The organism is Terrabacter sp. MAHUQ-38, assembly GCF_014518425.1.
GTDB lineage: Bacteria > Actinomycetota > Actinomycetes > Actinomycetales > Dermatophilaceae > Terrabacter.
In genome coordinates, this window is the sequence record NZ_JACVCU010000002.1 from 396,471 (window position 1) to 413,211 (window position 16,741).

14 protein-coding genes are annotated in these 16,741 nt (G+C 70.3%); 4 read left to right on the forward strand and 10 right to left on the reverse strand.

Going from position 1 to position 16,741, the window contains the following annotated elements; all coding sequences use genetic code 11:
• Positions 1-28: 28 nt before the first annotated feature.
• From H9I49_RS08815 to dapB, 3 genes are all read right to left on the reverse strand, one after another.
• Entirely contained in the window at positions 29-1,087 is a 1,059-nt protein-coding gene (locus H9I49_RS08815) for a hypothetical protein (protein WP_188029976.1), read from the reverse strand.
• A 79-nt stretch (positions 1,088-1,166) separates the two neighbouring features.
• Positions 1,167-2,030: a rhodanese-related sulfurtransferase gene (locus H9I49_RS08820; protein ID WP_188029977.1), complete on the reverse strand. Its 864-nt coding sequence runs from the start codon at positions 2,028-2,030 to the stop codon at positions 1,167-1,169.
• A gap of 670 nt (positions 2,031-2,700) precedes the next feature.
• Positions 2,701-3,489 (reverse strand): 4-hydroxy-tetrahydrodipicolinate reductase, encoded by a 789-nt coding sequence (dapB, locus tag H9I49_RS08825; RefSeq protein ID WP_188029978.1) that lies wholly within the window; start codon positions 3,487-3,489, stop codon positions 2,701-2,703.
• A gap of 131 nt (positions 3,490-3,620) precedes the next feature.
• On the opposite strand from dapB, the gene H9I49_RS08830 reads away from it, so the two are divergent.
• A complete protein-coding gene (locus tag H9I49_RS08830) occupies positions 3,621-5,234 on the forward strand; it encodes an FG-GAP-like repeat-containing protein (RefSeq protein WP_188029979.1) in 1,614 nt (537 codons plus the stop codon).
• 159 nt (positions 5,235-5,393) lie between these two features.
• Here the strand turns inward: H9I49_RS08830 and H9I49_RS08835 are convergent, their stop codons facing one another.
• Positions 5,394-7,655: a polyribonucleotide nucleotidyltransferase gene (locus H9I49_RS08835; RefSeq protein WP_188029980.1), complete on the reverse strand. Its 2,262-nt coding sequence runs from the start codon at positions 7,653-7,655 to the stop codon at positions 5,394-5,396.
• 174 nt (positions 7,656-7,829) lie between these two features.
• The gene (gene rpsO, locus H9I49_RS08840; protein ID WP_188029981.1) at positions 7,830-8,099 is read right to left on the reverse strand and encodes a 30S ribosomal protein S15; all 270 of its coding nucleotides are present in this window, start codon (positions 8,097-8,099) and stop codon (positions 7,830-7,832) included.
• 233 nt (positions 8,100-8,332) lie between these two features.
• Between rpsO and H9I49_RS08845 the strand changes: the two genes are divergently transcribed.
• Positions 8,333-8,488, forward strand: coding sequence for a DUF6131 family protein (locus H9I49_RS08845; RefSeq protein WP_188029982.1), 156 nt, complete (start codon positions 8,333-8,335; stop codon positions 8,486-8,488).
• A 68-nt stretch (positions 8,489-8,556) separates the two neighbouring features.
• On the opposite strand, the gene lpdA is transcribed toward H9I49_RS08845, so the two are convergent.
• Complete coding sequence (gene lpdA / locus H9I49_RS08850; protein WP_188029983.1) at positions 8,557-9,954, reverse strand: dihydrolipoyl dehydrogenase; 1,398 nt, start codon at positions 9,952-9,954, stop codon at positions 8,557-8,559.
• 183 nt (positions 9,955-10,137) lie between these two features.
• Here lpdA and H9I49_RS24410 point away from each other — a divergent pair, with 183 nt between their 5' ends.
• Complete coding sequence (locus H9I49_RS24410) at positions 10,138-10,449, forward strand: DUF3311 domain-containing protein (protein ID WP_223128469.1); 312 nt, start codon at positions 10,138-10,140, stop codon at positions 10,447-10,449.
• Positions 10,446-12,101, forward strand: a complete 1,656-nt coding sequence (mctP, locus tag H9I49_RS08860; protein ID WP_188029984.1) for a monocarboxylate uptake permease MctP — start codon at positions 10,446-10,448, stop codon at positions 12,099-12,101. Before H9I49_RS24410 ends, mctP begins: the two co-directional genes overlap by 4 nt.
• Positions 12,102-12,215: 114 nt before the next feature.
• Here the strand turns inward: mctP and H9I49_RS08865 are convergent, their stop codons facing one another.
• Genes H9I49_RS08865 through mreC form a run of 4 tightly spaced genes read right to left on the reverse strand, consistent with a single transcriptional unit; the run spans position 12,216 to position 16,740 of the window.
• Positions 12,216-13,352 (reverse strand): FUSC family protein, encoded by a 1,137-nt coding sequence (locus tag H9I49_RS08865; protein ID WP_188029985.1) that lies wholly within the window; start codon positions 13,350-13,352, stop codon positions 12,216-12,218.
• 33 nt (positions 13,353-13,385) lie between these two features.
• Positions 13,386-15,413: a penicillin-binding protein 2 gene (gene mrdA, locus H9I49_RS08870; RefSeq protein ID WP_370587495.1), complete on the reverse strand. Its 2,028-nt coding sequence runs from the start codon at positions 15,411-15,413 to the stop codon at positions 13,386-13,388.
• Positions 15,410-15,910 (reverse strand): rod shape-determining protein MreD, encoded by a 501-nt coding sequence (locus H9I49_RS08875; RefSeq protein ID WP_370587496.1) that lies wholly within the window; start codon positions 15,908-15,910, stop codon positions 15,410-15,412. The genes mrdA and H9I49_RS08875 overlap by 4 nt, the downstream gene beginning before the upstream one ends.
• The gene (gene mreC / locus H9I49_RS08880) at positions 15,907-16,740 is read right to left on the reverse strand and encodes a rod shape-determining protein MreC (protein WP_188029986.1); all 834 of its coding nucleotides are present in this window, start codon (positions 16,738-16,740) and stop codon (positions 15,907-15,909) included. Before mreC ends, H9I49_RS08875 begins: the two co-directional genes overlap by 4 nt.
• Position 16,741 lies beyond the last annotated feature (1 nt).

A 16,741-nucleotide genomic window follows, 5' to 3' on the forward strand; every position in this document is an offset into this window, starting at 1 on the left:
CGGTGACATCGGACGACGTCCAGCGAGCTCAGTCGAGGATGCCGCCCCCGTACAGACCCGTCACGTCGCTCAGAGACGAGTAGTGCAGGTGGTCGATCGGGTTGTCGGGGTCGTCGAGGCCCTTGTTGTACGTGTAGGCAGCGCTCTCGAAGCCGACGTAGAGCCGGTCGCCCAGAATCGTGACGCCCTGGTTCATCGAGGGCGCCCGGAAGCAGTACGAGTTGCCGTCGGACAGCGAGTCCTGTCCCCGTGGCATGACCCAGAGGTTGCCACGGTCGTTCCGCCCGTAAGACGTCGAGAAGATGACGTGGTTGGCAGTGACTGCCACACCCTGGGTCTTCTTCGGCGCGTAGACCTGCGTCGAGCTGACGTAGGAGATGGCCCCCGTGCTACTGCTCGTCTGCACGTAGCCGTTGAGGTGCTGGGAGCTCGACTCGTCGAAGTCACCGGCCCAGAGGTGGCCGTCGCCCGTGCCCATGAAACCCACGACGTAAGAGGACGCACGGTTGTAGTCCCGGGCGTAGACCGTGTTGGTGTTCGCTCCCTGGAGGGCGTCACGGACCTTGCTCAACCGGTACCCCCGGATCTCGGACTCGCTGCCGACGTAGAGCCAGCCCTTGTACACGCCGATGCCGCCGACGTGTCCCTCGGCGATGAGCATGCGGCCGAGCGAGGTGCCGGAGCGGGACCCGCCGATGACGACGCCCCAGACGCCGCTCGCCCCGTCGGTCGTGCCGTCGCCGTCCTCGTCCTTGTACGCCGAGACGAGGATGAGGTCCTCGCCCGTGCCGTCCCAGTTCGGCCAGGCGGCGATCCCCTGCGGCACGTAGTGCTCGTCCAGCAGGCCCGCCGGGATGGGCGCGCCGGGGTGGAAGCGCCGCGTCGTCTGCGACGAGACGTCGACCCAGTCGTAGACCCGGCTCGCGGACGGTCCGGCGTAGAACTGCCCGCTGGTGCTGCGGGTCGTGTAGCAGAGCGGGTCATCGTCGTCGTCGGCCCGGGCCGACGTCGTCGTGACGACGAGGGTGCTCGCCACCATCCCGATGATCCCGATTCCTGCGAGTACGCGTCGTCGAAGCGGTCCCATGATCACACTCCCCTGTCGGTGCGCGACCCCTGTGTCGCGGCTGAGGTCAGGCTAGACCCGGGACGCACGTATCGGGGGTTCAGGCGTGGGAGTCGCAGGCAGGCTGGAGGGGACGCCCGGGGAGGTCCTCCCGGTTGTGCATGCGGCTCGTCGGGACGCCACAGACGTGGCACTCGGCGAGGTGCACGGCCTGGTCGCTGAAGCCCACCGTCATGCGCTCGTCGAAGACGTAGAGGTGGCCCTCCCACAGGCCGCTGTCACCCCGCTGCTCGCCGTAGCGCACGATGCCGCCGTCGAGCTGGTAGACCTCCTCGAAGCCGCGCGAGCGCATGAGGCTGGTCAGCACCTCGCACCGGATGCCGCCCGTGCAGTAGGTCACGACCGGTCGCGACCGCAGGTCGTCCCACCGGCCGGCGTCGAGCTCGCGGACGAAGTCGCTCGTGTGCCGGATGTCGGGCAAGACGGCGCCGCGGAACCGGCCGACCTGCGCCTCGACTGCATTGCGTCCGTCGAGCAGCACGACGTCTTCACCACGCTCCGCGACGAGGGCGTCGAGCTCGTCGGGGGTGAGGCGCGTACCGCCGCCGACGACGCCGTGCTCGTCGACGACCACCTCATCCGGGACGCCGAACGACACGATCTCCTCACGGACCTTCACGACGAGGCGCGGGAAGTCGAGGCTGCGCCCCTGCTCGTCGAGTCCGGTGCCGTCGCTCCACCTCACGTCGATGTCGCGGAACAGCGCGTACTCCCGGGTCGAGCGGAGATACGCCTTGAGGGCCGTGACGTCGCCACCGACGGTCGCGTTGATGCCGTGACGCGACAGCAGGATTCGCCCACGGAGCCCGAGGCGCTCGCACAGGTCGCGCTGCCACAGGCGCAGCGCGTCGGGGTCCGCGAGCGGCCGGAACGCATAGAAGAGGACGACCTTCGGGATGGCCACGGGTGCGATTGTCTCCCACGCATGGCGGTCGCCGTCGGTGAGGTCAGCTCAACGCCTGGTCCGCCACCCGAACGATGTCCGCGCGAGCGCCGAGCACCCGGGCGGCGGGGCCCTGCCCTGCCCGCGACTCCGCGGCAGTCGTTACGAGAAGCGTGCGGGTCCAGAGCCCACCGAGCTGCCCGGTCGTGCCCAGCGCCTTTGCCTAGTGCGGTGACCATCCGATCTGCATACCGTTCCGAGGCGAGGCCGAAGAGTCCCGGCACGCTGGCGCCGAGGCGGAGCGTCAGCCGCGCCCCCGGAGCCGTCTGGACGAGGACCTCGACCGGCGGCCCGTCGAGCCGCACCTCGAGCTGGTGCTCGCCCGGACCGCTGGTGTGAGCGCTCCACATGTCGAGCGCCGGCATCGGTGCGGGCACCGTCGATCGCGGGTCACCCAGACCGGCACCCGCCAGCTCGACCGACGGCGCCACCTGTCCCACCCGCAGGACCCGCGCCGAACCGACGTAGCTGGCCAGGTCGACCGGGTGTGCCGCAGCCAGGAGCACCGGCCCTCGGTCGGTCGAGGCGCGCACGTGCAGGGCGCACGGACGTGTGCCGTCGGCTCGATCAGAGCCTGGGTGTCGCCCGGAGCCTGTGAATTCGGTTGTCCACAGGACCGATTCGCCACGTGTCAGTCGATGCCGAGGTAGTGCTCGAGCCCGACCGTCAGGCCGGGGTGGTCGCCGACCGCACGCACCGCGGCGATGACGCCAGGCATGAAGCTGCCGCGGTCGAACGAGTCGTGCCGAAGGGTCAGCACCTCCCCCGCGTTGCCGAGCAGCACCTCCTGGTGCGCCGTGAGACCACGCAGGCGCACCGAGTGCACGGGTATGCCGTGCACCGTGGCCCCGCGGGCGCCGTCGGGATCGTGGGTGGTCGCGTCGGGCACCGCCGCGACGCCGGCCTCGGAGCGGGCACGTCCGATCACGTCGGCCGTGCGAGCCGCGGTTCCTGAGGGCGCGTCCACCTTGGCCGGGTGGTGCAGCTCGATGAGCTCGACGGACTCGAAGAACGGCGCAGCTTTGGCGGCGAACGACATCATGAGCAGGGCGCCGATCGCGAAGTTCGGCGCGATGAGGACCCCCACGTCGGCGCCGCTGCTGGCGGGCGGTGCCTCGACGAGCTGCTCTCGCAACGCGTCGAGCGCCGCATCGTCCCAGCCGGTCGTGCCGACGACCACGTGGACGCCGCGCTGGACGCAGTGGGCGACGTTGGTGGGCGAGGCTCCCGGGACCGTGAGCTCGACAGCGACGTCCGCCCCAGCCAGGTCACCCAGCTCGTCGCTCGAGCCGTAGGTCCCGACGAGCACCAGCCCGTCAGCCGCCTCGACCGCCTTGACGGCCTCGGAACCCATCCGGCCGTTCGCGCCGATGACGGCGACCTTGATGTCGCGGGACGGCTGGGGTGTCGAGTCGCTCACGCCCGCCAGCCTAACGAGCCGGCCCGGCCACGCGACGGCGCGGACGGCATACGGACCCGTCGCGAGAAAATGAGGCTGGGAGTCCGCTGGGAGGAGGCGCACACTGGAGGAACTTGTAGGAAGTGGTCTCCATGCTCGTCCCCCCACCCGGCCCCAGCCTCCGCGGCCGACTCCGTCGCCTGGCCCTGGTCCCTCTCAGCGCCATCGGGCTTGCGCTCGGCCTCCTGGTTGCACCGAACGCCCAGGCCGCCGTGATGTTCGGCCACGACATCTCCTGGCCGCAGTGCGCGACGACGCAGGGCGGCTTCGGGTTGCCGATGCCGCCCGAGAGCACGCAGTTCGTCATCATCGGGCTCACGAAGGGGCTGGCGTTCACGGAGAACCCGTGCGTAGCCTCGCAGGTCCAGTGGGCCAAGAGCCGCTCGAAGCCGAGCCACGGGTACGCCATGGCCACGTTCCCGACGACGACGCAGCTCAGCACGTACAAGGCGTCCGGGCCGTGGTCGTCGAGCACCCGCGCCGGGCAGCTGTCCAACGTCGGCTACGCCGAGGCGAAGTATGCCGCCGCGACCCTGAGCCGAATCGGCTGGCGCCCTCCCGTCGTGTGGATCGACGTCGAGCCGCGGCCCAAGCAGCCCTGGCCGACGGGCACGACGCTGCGTCAGGCGGAGAACCGCTACGTCGTCGAGGGCCTGATGCGCGGCCTGCGTGACTCGGGCTACGCATACGGCTTCTACTCGTACACGAACGGCTGGAACGAGATCGTCGGCTCGTGGCGCCTGCCCGGTGTGCCGGTGTGGGCCACCGCCGGACGGCTCGACTACCCCACCGAGGCGCTCGACAGGTGCACGCAGCCGAGCTTCTCAGGGGGCCGCGTCTACCTCTCCCAGTGGTACGACGACACGCGTGACTACGACCGCACGTGCGAGCCGTATGCCTTCACGGCGCTCGGCGTGCCACGCGCCTCGCTGTCGAACAGCACGGCCGACGTCAACGGGGACTGGAACAACGACGTCCTGGCTCGATGGACGTCCACCGCTGCGCTGAGGCTCTATGCCGGCACCGGCACCGGCAGCCATGCAGCGAGCGTGCAGATCGGGACGGGGTGGGGCTCGTTCAACGTCCTGGACACCGTGGGCGACCTCAGCGGCGACGGGGACCTCGACGTGCTCGTGCGGGAGAGCGCGACGGGCTACCTATGGATGTACAAGGGTGACGGCAAGGGCGGTTGGCGTCTGCCGCGCGTCCGCGTCGGCACCGGCTGGGAGATCATGAACGCCATCGTCGGGGCGGGCGACTTCAACGGTGACGGCCGCATGGACCTCGTCGCGCGACGAACCTCGTCCGGCGCCCTCTACCTCTACCCCGGCAACGGAACCGGAGGGTGGTTGCCCCGGGTGACGATCGGCTCGGACTGGAACCGCTTCAGCGCCGTCGTCGCACCGGGTGACTTCAACGGTGACGGCCGGGCCGACCTGCTGGCGCGCGAGCGCGCGACCGGCTACCTGTGGCTCTATCCGGGCACCGGGTCGGGCAGCCTCGCGACACGCGTGCTCCTCGGGACCGGCTGGAACGGCCTGACCGCGATCATGAGTCCCGGGGACTTCAACGGCGACCGCACCTCGGACGTGCTCGCGCGCGACGCCGGTGGCCAGATGTGGCTGTACGGACGCAACGCCGCCAACACGTGGAAGCCGCGTGTCCTGGTCAGCACCGGCTGGAACATCGTCAACGCCATCTTCTGAGGCGCCACGGGTCAACCGACAGGACGTTCCGGGGCCTGCCTGCGATAGCCGCCTCACAGCACGGTCTGCGGCCTGTCGGTTGACCCAGGAACGACGGAGCGGCCCGCCACCCCGACGGGGTGACGGGCCGCTCGTGACGATCCGGGACGGACCTACCGGTCAGACCTCCGCGGTGGCCTCGGCCGCCGCGGCGTCGGCCGGAGCGGCCTCGGCGGCGTCGCCCGCACCCTCGGGAAGGACCGCGGCGAGGCTCAGCTTGCCGCGCGGGTCGATCTCCTTGAGCTCGACCTGGACCTTCTGGCCCACCTTGACGACGTCGTCGACGTTGTCGATCCGCTTGCCACCGACGAGCTTGCGCACCTCGGAGATGTGCAGCAGGCCGTCCTTGCCGGGCAGCAGCGAGACGAACGCGCCGAACGTGGTCGTCTTGACGACCGTGCCGAGGAAGCGCTCGCCGACCTCCGGCATCTGCGGGTTCGCGATGGCGTTGATCGCCGCGCGAGCCGCCTCCGCCGAAGGACCGTCGACCGCACCGATGAACACCGTGCCGTCGTCCTCGATCGAGATGTCGGCGCCCGTGTCGTCCTGGATCTGGTTGATCATCTTGCCCTTCGGGCCGATGACCTCACCGATCTTGTCGACGGGGACCTTCACCGTGATGATGCGCGGGGCGTACGGGCTCATCTCGTCGGGCACGTCGATGGCCTCGGCCATGACGTCGAGGATGTGCAGACGCGCGTCGCGGGCCTGGGTCAGCGCGCCGCCGAGCACCGAAGCGGGGATGCCGTCGAGCTTCGTGTCGAGCTGGATGGCCGTGACGAACTCCTTGGTGCCGGCGACCTTGAAGTCCATGTCGCCGAAGGCGTCCTCCGCACCGAGGATGTCGGTGAGCGCGGCGTACTGCGTCTCGCCGTCGACGGTGTCGGACACGAGGCCCATCGCGATACCGGCGACCGGGGCGCGCAGCGGGACACCGGCGTTGAGCAGCGACAGGGTCGAGGCACACACCGAGCCCATGGACGTCGAGCCGTTGGAGCCGAGGGCCTCGGACACCTGACGGATCGCGTACGGGAACTCCTCGCGGGTCGGCAGCACCGGCATGAGCGCACGCTCGGCCAGGGCGCCGTGACCGATCTCGCGGCGCTTCGGCGAACCGACGCGGCCGGTCTCACCGGTGCTGTAGGGCGGGAAGTTGTAGTTGTGCATGTAGCGCTTGCGCGTGACGGGGCTCAGCGTGTCGAGCTGCTGCTCCATCTTGAGCATGTTGAGCGTCGTGACACCCATGATCTGGGTCTCGCCACGCTCGAAGATCGCCGAGCCGTGCACGCGGGGCAGGACCTCGACCTCGGCGCCCAGGGCGCGGATGTCTGCGAGGCCACGGCCGTCGATGCGCACCTTGTCGCGCAGGATGCGCTGGCGGATCAGCTTCTTCTGGACCGAGCGGAAGGCGGCGGACACCTCCTTCTCACGACCCTCGAACTGCTCGGCGAGCTGCGCCTTGACGGCGGCCTTGATCTCGTCGAGGCGGTCCTCGCGCTCCTGCTTGCCGGCGATCGTCAGCGCAGCGGTCGTGTCGGCCTCGACGGCGCTCTCGACGGCGGCGTAGACGTCGTCCTCGTAGTCGAGGAAGACGGGGAACTCCTGCACCGGCTTGGCCGCCTCGGCAGCGAGCTGGGCCTGGGCGTCGCACAGCTGCTTGATGAACCTCTTCGAGGCCTCAAGGCCCTCGGCCACGACCTCCTCGGTCGGCGCCTGCTTGCCCTCGTTCTTGACGAGGTCCCAGGTCGACTCGGTCGACTCGGCCTCGACCATCATGATCGCGACGTCGTCACCATCGGGACCGGACACGACCCGACCGGCGACGACCATGTCGAAGACCGAGCGCTCGATGTCGGAGAAGTTCGGGAAGGCGACCCACTGGCCGTCGATGAGCGAGACGCGCACGCCACCGATGGGGCCCGAGAAGGGCAGGCCGGAGATCTGCGTCGACGCGCTCGCGGCGTTGATGGCGAGCACGTCGTACTGGTGGTCGGGGTTCAGCGAGAACACCGAGATGATGACCTGGACCTCGTTGCGCAGGCCCTTCTTGAAGGTCGGGCGCAAGGGGCGGTCGATGAGGCGGCAGGTGAGCACGGCCTCGGTGGATGGGCGACCCTCGCGGCGGAAGAAGCTGCCGGGGATCTTGCCGATCGCGTACATACGCTCTTCGACGTCGACCGTCAGGGGGAAGAAGTCGAACTGGTCCTTCGGGGTCTTGCCCGCGGACGTGGTCGACAGCAGCATCGTGTCGTCGTCGAGGTATGCCGTGACGGCGCCGCCGGCCTGGCGGGCCAGGCGGCCGGTCTCGAACCGGACCGTGCGGGTGCCGAAGCTGCCGTTGTCGATGACGGCTTCGGCGAAGGTGATGTCTGGACCCTCCATGAAAGGGGCCCTCGCTTTCTGTTTCTCATGTGCCCGCGCACATCGTCGTTGTGTGCGTGGTTTTCCTTCTTCGGGCCGGACGGCCCTGGTGCGGGGGTCGACGGGCGTCGGCTGCCCGCACCTATGACGAAAGGCGGTCCCCGCAGAACGCGGTGACCGCCTTTCGTCACGAACTCATCGACGCAGACCGAGTCGCTTGATCAGCGCACGGTAGCGCTCGATGTCGGTCGCCTCGAGGTAGCGCAGCATGCGCTTGCGGCGGCCGACGAGCAGGAGGAGACCACGACGGCTGTGGTGGTCGTGCTTGTGGGCCCGAGCGTGCTCGGTGAGGTCCTTGATGCGCTGCGTCAGCATCGCGATCTGCACCTCGGGGGAGCCGGTGTCGCCGTCCTTCGTGGCGTACTCGGTCATGATCTGCTTCTTCACGTCAGTGTCCAAAGGCATGGATGTACCGACTCCTTCTCATCTCGTTGCGCGGTGCTCCAGGGCATGTCCACCTGGGCGCTATCGATCCGCGGCCGGTCTACGGCACCCCCAAGGCTAACAGCGTGACCAGCCGCGCCCTAATCGAGTCGTGTGCCCCTGCCGCCGTTTGCGGCCGGGTGTTACCCGTTGCATCCACCCGGGTATGGCTTTCGATGCTAGTGATCACCTCATCGAAGGAGCGAAGCGACACCATGATCGTTCTCGGACTCATCCTGCTGCTCATCGGCTTGTTCGCCAAGATCAGCATCCTCACCACGATCGGCATCGTGCTGCTCGTCATCGGGGCGGTCCTGTTCCTGCTCGGTGCCACGGGTCGCGCGGTCGGTGGCAGGAAGCACTGGTACTGATCGCTTGCGCGACAACCGCACGTGACGACGCCCCCGCGATCCTGCGGGGGCGTCGTGCTGTCCGAGGCTCAGAGGTTGATCATGTGGCCGGCGATGCCCTCGACGGCCTCCTTCATGGCCTCGCTCAGCGTCGGGTGGGCGAAGACGTTGCGGGCGACCTCGTCGGCAGTGAGGTCCCACTGCTGGGCGAGCGTGAGGGCCGGGAGCAGCTCGGTGACCTCCGGGCCGATCATGTGGGCGCCGAGGATCTCGTTGTGCTCCGCGTCGGCCACGATCTTGACGAAGCCCACGCCCTCGGCCATGCCGCGCGCCTTGCCGTTCGCGGAGAACGGGAAGCTCGCCGTCTTGACGTCGTACCCCTTCTCTCGAGCCTGCGCTTCGCTGTAGCCGAACGACGCGATCTGTGGCTGGCAGAAGGTGGCCCGCGGGATCATGTCGAAGTTGATCTCCATGGTCTCGGCACCGGCGATCGTCTCGGCGGCGACGACGCCCATCGCCTCGGCGGTGTGGGCCAGCATGAGCTTGCCCGTGACGTCGCCGATCGCGTACACGTTGGGGACGCTGGTGCGCCCTCGCGCGTCGACCTCGATGGCGCCGCGGTCGGTCATCGTCACCCCGAGGTTCTCGAGGCCGAAGCCCTCGATCCGAGGGGCGAAGCCGATCGCCGACAGCAGGCGGTCGGCCTCGAGCACCTGCTGGTCGCCGCCGGCCGCAGGGCTCACCGTGACGCGTACACCAGAGCCGGTGTCCTCGACGCCCTCGACCTTGGTGCCGAGCAGCACCTTCACGCCGAGCTTCTTGTACTGCTTGAGCAGCTCCTTGGAGACGTCGGCATCCTCGGTCGGCACCATCCGGTCGAGGAACTCGACGATGGTCACTTCGACACCGAAGTTCTTCATGACATAGGCGAACTCGACGCCGATGGCGCCCGAGCCCGCGATGATGATCGAGCCCGGCAGGTCGGCGTCGAGGATCTGCTCCTCGTACGTGACGACGTTCTTGCTGACCTGCACTCCGGGGAGCATCCTGGTCACCGAGCCGGTGCCGATGATGAGGTTGTCGAAGGTCACGGTGCGCTGGGACCCGTCGTTGAGCGCGACGTCCAGCGACGTGGCACTCGTGATGGTGCCCCAGCCGTCGATCTCCTCGATCTTGTTCTTCTTCATCAGGTAGTGCACGCCCTTGGCACTCGCCTCCGCCACCCCGCGGCTGCGCGAGTGCGTAACGGCGTAGGACATCGTCGCGTCGCCGTCGATGCCGAACGTCTTCTTCTCCTGCGTGATGATGTGCGCGATCTCCGCGTTGCGAAGGAGCGCCTTGCTGGGGATGCAGCCCACGTTGAGGCACACTCCACCCCAGTACTGCTTCTCGACCACGGCGACCTTCTTGCCGAGTTGGGCCGCGCGGATCGCCGCGACGTAGCCACCGGGACCAGCACCGAGCACAACGACATCGAAATCAGCCATGCGCGACACCTTATCCGTGGGCAGTCGCAGTCAAGGACGCTGCCCGGCCCGCGGGCGCGACGGCGGCGGCAACTGGTGACAGACTGCAAGTCCGGGTGTCGCACGACACATGTGGGCGCCGCGCAAGGGTATGTTCCGCGAGGACGGCCGGGTCGGTCCGGCCCTGACCAACGGAGGTCATGCGTGAGTCACGCACCGCACCACCACTACAACGCGCCGCCGGCGAACAAGGGCCTGCTGGCCCTCGCAGGCGTCCTTATCGCAATCCCTGTCGTGGCACTGCTGCTCGTGGGCACCTACGCCAAGGAGGAGCCCCGGCTCGGCGGGTTCCCCTTCTTCATCTGGTACCAGTTCCTGTGGGTCTTCCTGTGCTCCGGGATGACCTACGCCGCCTACCGGATCGTGCTCAAGGCGCGCCCCCACCGGCCGATGAGCACCGAGGGTGACGAGTACCTCGACGGCGAGGACGACGGCTACGGCGGTGAGCGCCGATGACCTCGCAGACCGGAGTCAACGGCGTCGCACTGGCCGTCCTCATCTTCTTCTTCGTCGTCGTCGCGGCGGCCGGCTTCTGGGCCGCACGCTGGCGTCGCCCGACGAGCATGGAGAGCCTTGACGAGTGGGGCCTCGGCGGCCGTTCGTTCGGCACGTGGATCACGTGGTTCCTGCTCGGCGGCGACCTCTACACGGCCTACACGTTCGTCGCCGTGCCTGCCGCGATGTACGCCTTCGGCGCCGTGAACGGGTTCTTCGCCGTGCCCTACACGATCGTGCTCTACCCGATCATCTTCGTGTTCATGGCCCGCCTGTGGTCGGTGTCGCACCGGCACGGCTACGTCACGCCGGCCGACTTCGTCCAGGGCCGATCAGGCTCGCGAGCGCTCTCGCTCGCCGTCGCCGTCACCGGCTTCCTCGCGACGATGCCGTACATCGCCCTGCAGCTCGTCGGCATCCAGGCGGTGCTGGAGGTCGCGGGCGTCGGAGGCGCCGGCAACTGGGTCGCCAAGGACCTGCCGCTCTTCGTGGCCTTCCTCGTGCTCGCCCTCTACACGTACACGTCCGGGCTTCGTGCTCCCGCGATCATCGCCTTCGTCAAGGACATCCTCATCTACCTCGTCATCATCGTGGCGGTCATCTACCTGCCCTCCAAGGTCGGTGGGTGGGGCCACATCTTCGACGCCGCCAAGGAGAAGATGACGACGACGACCAACGCCGCGACGGGCAACAAGAACGTCTTCATCCCCGGGGAGAAGGCCTACTGGGCCTATGCCACCTTGGCCCTCGGGTCCGCGCTGGCGCTGTTCATGTACCCGCACTCGATCACGGCGACGCTCTCGGCCAAGAGCCGCAACACGATTCGCAAGAACGCCGCGATCCTGCCGGCCTACTCGTTCGTGCTCGGCCTGCTCGCGCTCCTGGGATGGGTCGCGATCGCAGCCGGCACGAAACCCGTCGGCCTCGACGGCAAACCGAACGCACAGCTGGTGATCCCGCAGCTGTTCGAGGACACCTTCCCGTCGTGGTTCGCGGGGGTCGCCTTCGCGGCCATCGCGATCGGTGCGCTCGTGCCGGCCGCGATCATGTCCATCGCCGCGGCGAACACCTTCACGCGCAACGTCTACAAGGCCTGGCTGAGGCCCGACGCCACCGTGGAGCAGGAGGCGAAGGTCAGCAAGGTCACCTCGCTCGTCGTCAAGGCGTTCGCGCTGGTCTTCGTGCTGACGCTCGACAAGAGCAACGCGATCAACTTCCAGCTCCTCGGCGGCATCTGGATCCTCCAGACGTTCCCCTCGATCGTGTTCTACCTCTACACCCGGTGGTTCCACCGTCGTGCCCTGCTCATCGGGTGGGCCGTCGGGATGGTCTACGGCACCATCGCGGCATACGGGGTGACCAACAAGGCGACCGGTGCGCCGTTCGCTGGGTCGGTCGCTTCGATCCCGGTCATCGGTCAGCTCGGCTACATCGCGCTGACGGCCTTCGCCATCAACGTCCTCGTCGCGGCTGTGCTCACGCTCGCCTTCCGCGCCGGCAAGGTCGACGAGGGTCGCGACGAGACCATCCCGGCCGACTACTTCGCCGACGCGGGCGACCCGCGCGTGGAGAAGCTGCCGGTCGGGCCGCACGAGACGACCCCCTCCGTCTGACCCAACCTGTCGAGTGGGCCATCGCCCGCCCGCCGGCACACGAAAGTGCCCACTCGACGGTTGGGGGCAGGTGAGAGTGCCCACCCACGCGCCACTCGGCGCCGGGGACTCATGTCAGGTGTCGCGGGGGCGTTCGGGTGGAAGGGCCGCGATGGCCTGGTCGACGTCGAGCCCGGTCACCTGAAGCAGGTCGACGACCGTCGACCGGATCTGGGCCAGCACCGTCTCGGTCGCCAGGCTCGGCGTCCGCGGCACCTCCCCCGTGCCTGCAGCGACGACGAGCAGCGCTGAGCGGCCGATCTCGGCTGACGCGTTCTCCGACAGGGCCCGACCCATGACGTCGGTGGCGCCGGCGAGCTCGAGCAGCAGCGTCTCGTAGCCCGGCGGCAGTGACTCTCCGCGGCCGACCGCGACCGTGACCCGGCGGACCAGGACGCGGGTGCTGCGCATGGCCCGGTCGAGCGGCTCGACGAGGTCGACCATCTTGCGGACGCCGACCGCGTGATGGCGCTTGAACGGCGATGACGTCAGCACCGACAGGCCCTCGTCGGCCGCGGCCCGCAGCTCGCGCAGCAGGGACTCGGTGCCACGGGCCGACGCGAGCACCTCGGCGGCGAGCTCGACGTCGCCGTCGTGGGCGCTCGCCGCAGCTCGGCGCAGCAGCTCGCCCATCTTGCGCACCGCCTCGGCCGCGGCGACCCGAGGCCGTCGCAGAGGCGCCTGAGGCACGACCGTCGCTGCCACGAGCGCGATCCCGCCACCGATGAGCGCGTCGGTCCACCGCGTGAAGGCCTGCCCGGGCGAGGCGACGAGGGCCGCGATGACGATGCCCTGCACGGCCGACTGGGTGACCACGACGGGCCCCCCGTCGAGCAGCGTGGCCAAGCTCATGGACACGAGGACCACGGCCGTGATCTGCCACGGGCCGCTCCCCGCCAGGTGCACGAAGACGTCGGCCACGAAGACGCCGACCGCGACGCCGACGGCCACCTCGAGTACACGTCGCAGCCGCTGGCCGTAGGACATGCCGAGGCAGACGACCGCGACGATCGGCGCGAAGAACGGCGACGCGTGGCCCACCACGGTGGTCGCGACCCACCACGCGACCCCGGCCGCGACGGCGCACTGCACCAGCAGGAAGCCCCGTGCCCGCAACCGCTCGAACCGGGTGCGCGCACTGAGCCGGCTGCGGTCCCAGGCCCGGTCGAGAGCCTCGACGACGGGGGCGTCGCTCCTCAGGTAGTCGTCCACGCTCGCGCCTCTCGGGTCGGGTGTCCTCGTGGGCTAGAGCCCCAGGGCAAGGATCGCATCGAAGATCTGGCGCACGGCAGGGGCCGCGACCTTCGAGCCCGACCCGCCCTGGGCGACGACGACCACGACGGCATACCTCGGCTTCGTGGTCGGGCCGTAGCCGGCGAACCACGCGGTCGCCTGCTTGCCGAAGACCTCCCCGGTGCCCGTCTTGCCGGCGAGCGGGTAGCGGTCCTGCGGGAAACCCGCGAATGCCGTCCCGGCCGAGCCGCCGGGTCGCGTGACGTCACCGAGGGCGTCGCGGACGTACGCGAGGACGTCGCGTCGCAGGGGCACCGTGCCGACCCGCTTGGGGCGGATCGGTGCCGAGGCCCCGGCCGGGGTGCGGAAGGCGGCGGCGACCTGCGGCTGCCAGAGCGTGCCGCCGTTGGCGATCGCGGCGTAGACGCCCGCCAGCTGCAGGATCGTGACGGCGGTGTCGCCCTGACCGATGGAGAAGTTGACGGCGTCGCCAGCGCGGTACTGGTAGCCGGCGGTGCAGCTCTCGGTGGCGAGGCGCTCGAGGTAGTCGGCGCGGGCGCGGTCGGTGCGCGCGACCTCGGGGTAGCCCGCGCCCGCGCGTCGGCAGGACTCGTCCTTCGTGGCCAACCAGTACGCCTCCTTCCACGCGCGGTCGGGCACTCGACCGTCCGCCTCCCCCGGCAGGTCGACACCGGTGCGACGACCGAGCCCGAACGCCTTGGCCATCGCCACGAACGGGTCCGCGGCCGAGACCGGCGCAGCGAGGCCGCCCTGCTCGAGCCATGCGGCATACGCGAGCCGGTAGAAGACCGTGTCGCACGAGACGACGAGCGCTGTGTGGAGGTCGATGGGTCCGTAGTCGCGCGACTCGTAGTTGTTGAAGCGGCGACCGCCGATCGAGACGCTCGGCGAGCAGTCGTAGCGGCCGTCGAGCCTTGCACCCGCGTTGACCGCGGCGGCCACCGAGACGACCTTGAAGGTGGAGGCGGGCGGGAACGTCTCGGCGGTGAGGCGCGACCGCAGCGGCGTGCCCACGCGGGCGTCGCCGAGGCGGGCAAGGTCGGCGCCGCTGATGCCGCCGGCGAAGACCGACGGGTCGTAGGAGGGGTAGCTGGCCGCTGCGACGACGGCGCCGCTGGTCACGTCGAGCACGACCGCGGCGCCCGTGTCGGCGCGCTGCTTCTGGGCTCGCGCCGAGGCGATCGCCCGTGCGAGGGCGGCCTCGGTGCGGGCCTGCAGGCGGGCGTCGAGGTGTGTCACCACGTCGCGGCCGGGCACGGGTGCCTTCGTGGTGACGGTGTCGGTGACGATGCCGCGCGGGTCGATGGCGACCACGGTGGTGCCGTTGCTGCCGCGAAGCACCGCGTCGTACTGCGCCTCCAGACCCGAGCGACCGACGACGTCCTCGGGGTCGAGGCGGCCCCCGCTGCGGGTCACCTCGTCTGCGTCGGCACGCGCGACCCAGCCCAGCAGGTGCGAGGCGAGCGCGCCGGCGGGCCGCGGGTAGCCCCGAGTCGGCTCGGTCGTCACGGCCACCCCGGGGAACTTCTCCGGCTGCTCGACGAGGGTCAGGGCTCGTCTGGCGTCGACCCCCGTTGCGACGGGGATCGGGACGTAGGGCGAGCCGTTGAAGCACGCGGGGGCCGCAGGTGCGCCCGCCGTGCCGCACAGCATCGTCTTGCCCCACAACCGGTCGAAGGGCAGCCCGAGCGCGGCAGCCACATGCGAGACGAGCGCCCGACCGCCGTCGGCGGACTCCACGAGAACCGACCGCTCGAGCGTCACGACGGTGTCGAAGGTGTTGCCGGCGAGGGGCGTGCCCGACCGGTCGAGGATACGTCCGCGGACGGCGTGGTCGGTGACGGTTCGGGTGTTGACCGTGCTCGCTGCGCGGACGTGCTCGGGACCCTGGACGAGCTGCAGCTGCCCGAGTCGGCCGAGGAGCAGGCCGAAGAGCGTCACGAGGAGCACGAGCACGACCCCCGCGACCCCCAGTCGAGGTCGGGCGGGCCCGCGCGCCCCCGACCGCAGCGGCCTCACCCCAGCCTCCGCCGCACGAGCGCACGGTCGAGCGCGACGAACGCCGGCAGGAGCAGGACCCCCACGGCGACCGTCGAGGCGAGCCGCATCACGCTGCCTCCCAGGTCGACGCTGCCTTCGGCGAGGACCGCCGAGGCGAGCCGGCCCACGAGCACCACGCCGGCCGCCGCCAGCAGGGCGGCCGGCGCGCGCAGCCGTGAGCGCGACGCCGGGCGCCGGAAGAGACCCCCGACGAGGCCACCGACCATCATCACGAGCGGGGCGAGGCCGAGCGGGCTGCCGACCGGCGGCACGAGCTCGGCGACCCAGCCGGCGAGCAGGCCGGCGAGCGCTCCGTGAACCGGCCCGCGCAGCACCGCGGTCGCCACGACGCCCACGAGCACGAGGTCGGGCACCCAGCGCGGTGCGACGCCGAGCCGGGGCAGCAGCGTCGCCGAGAAGAGCGCCGCCACGAGGACGTATGCCGTCCGCAGCACTCCCAGCAGCGTCGGCCTCACTGGGCGCGCCCCGTCGCCGTCGACTCCGTTCTCGGGACCGCACGCGTGGAGGGGACGAGCACGGCGACGATGTCGATGGCGTCGACGTCGACGGCCGGGCGCACGGTGGCCGCGCGCGCGACCTGCCCGCGGTCCGGGTCGACGGCGGTCACGGTGCCGACGCGGAGCCCGGCGGCGTACGGGGTCTCGTTCACGCTGCCGAGCGTGCGCACGACGTCACCGACCACGGGTGTGGCCGGCGCGATGAGCGAGAGCCTCAGGGAGCCGCGAGGACGGGGCTGCGAGTCGCCCGGGGCCGGAGACGACACCGTGCCGAGCGTGCCGGTCGGCCCGACCCGCACGGCGACGACGGAGCCGGTGCTGCCCAGCACCTGCACGTCGCTCGTCCAGGGCGTCACCGTGACGACCCGTCCGACGAGCCCGTCGGCGGACACGACGCTCGAGTCGGCGCGAACGCCGTCGCGCGAGCCGGCGTCGAGCGTGACACTGCGACCGCCGAGTGGGCTGAGCACGGTCGCGACGACCCGGGCGGGGACCAGCGTCCGCCCCGTCGTCTGGTCGGAGCCGAGGAGCTCACCCAGGCGCCGGGCCTCGTCGAGCTGCCGCTCCTGCTCGGCGACAAGGCTGCGCAGCCGGACGTTCTCGCGCTCGACCGCGTCGATCTCGTCGCGCGGCGCCCCGGAGAGGGCACGTTGCACAGGACCGAGTGCGAGCCCACCCACCCGGCGGACGCCGTCGGCGGCGGCCCACCCGGCGAGGTCGGCGACGAGCAGCGCGAGGGTCAGCGAGGCCAGGACGACGAGGAGACGGCGACGGGCATACGGCTGCATG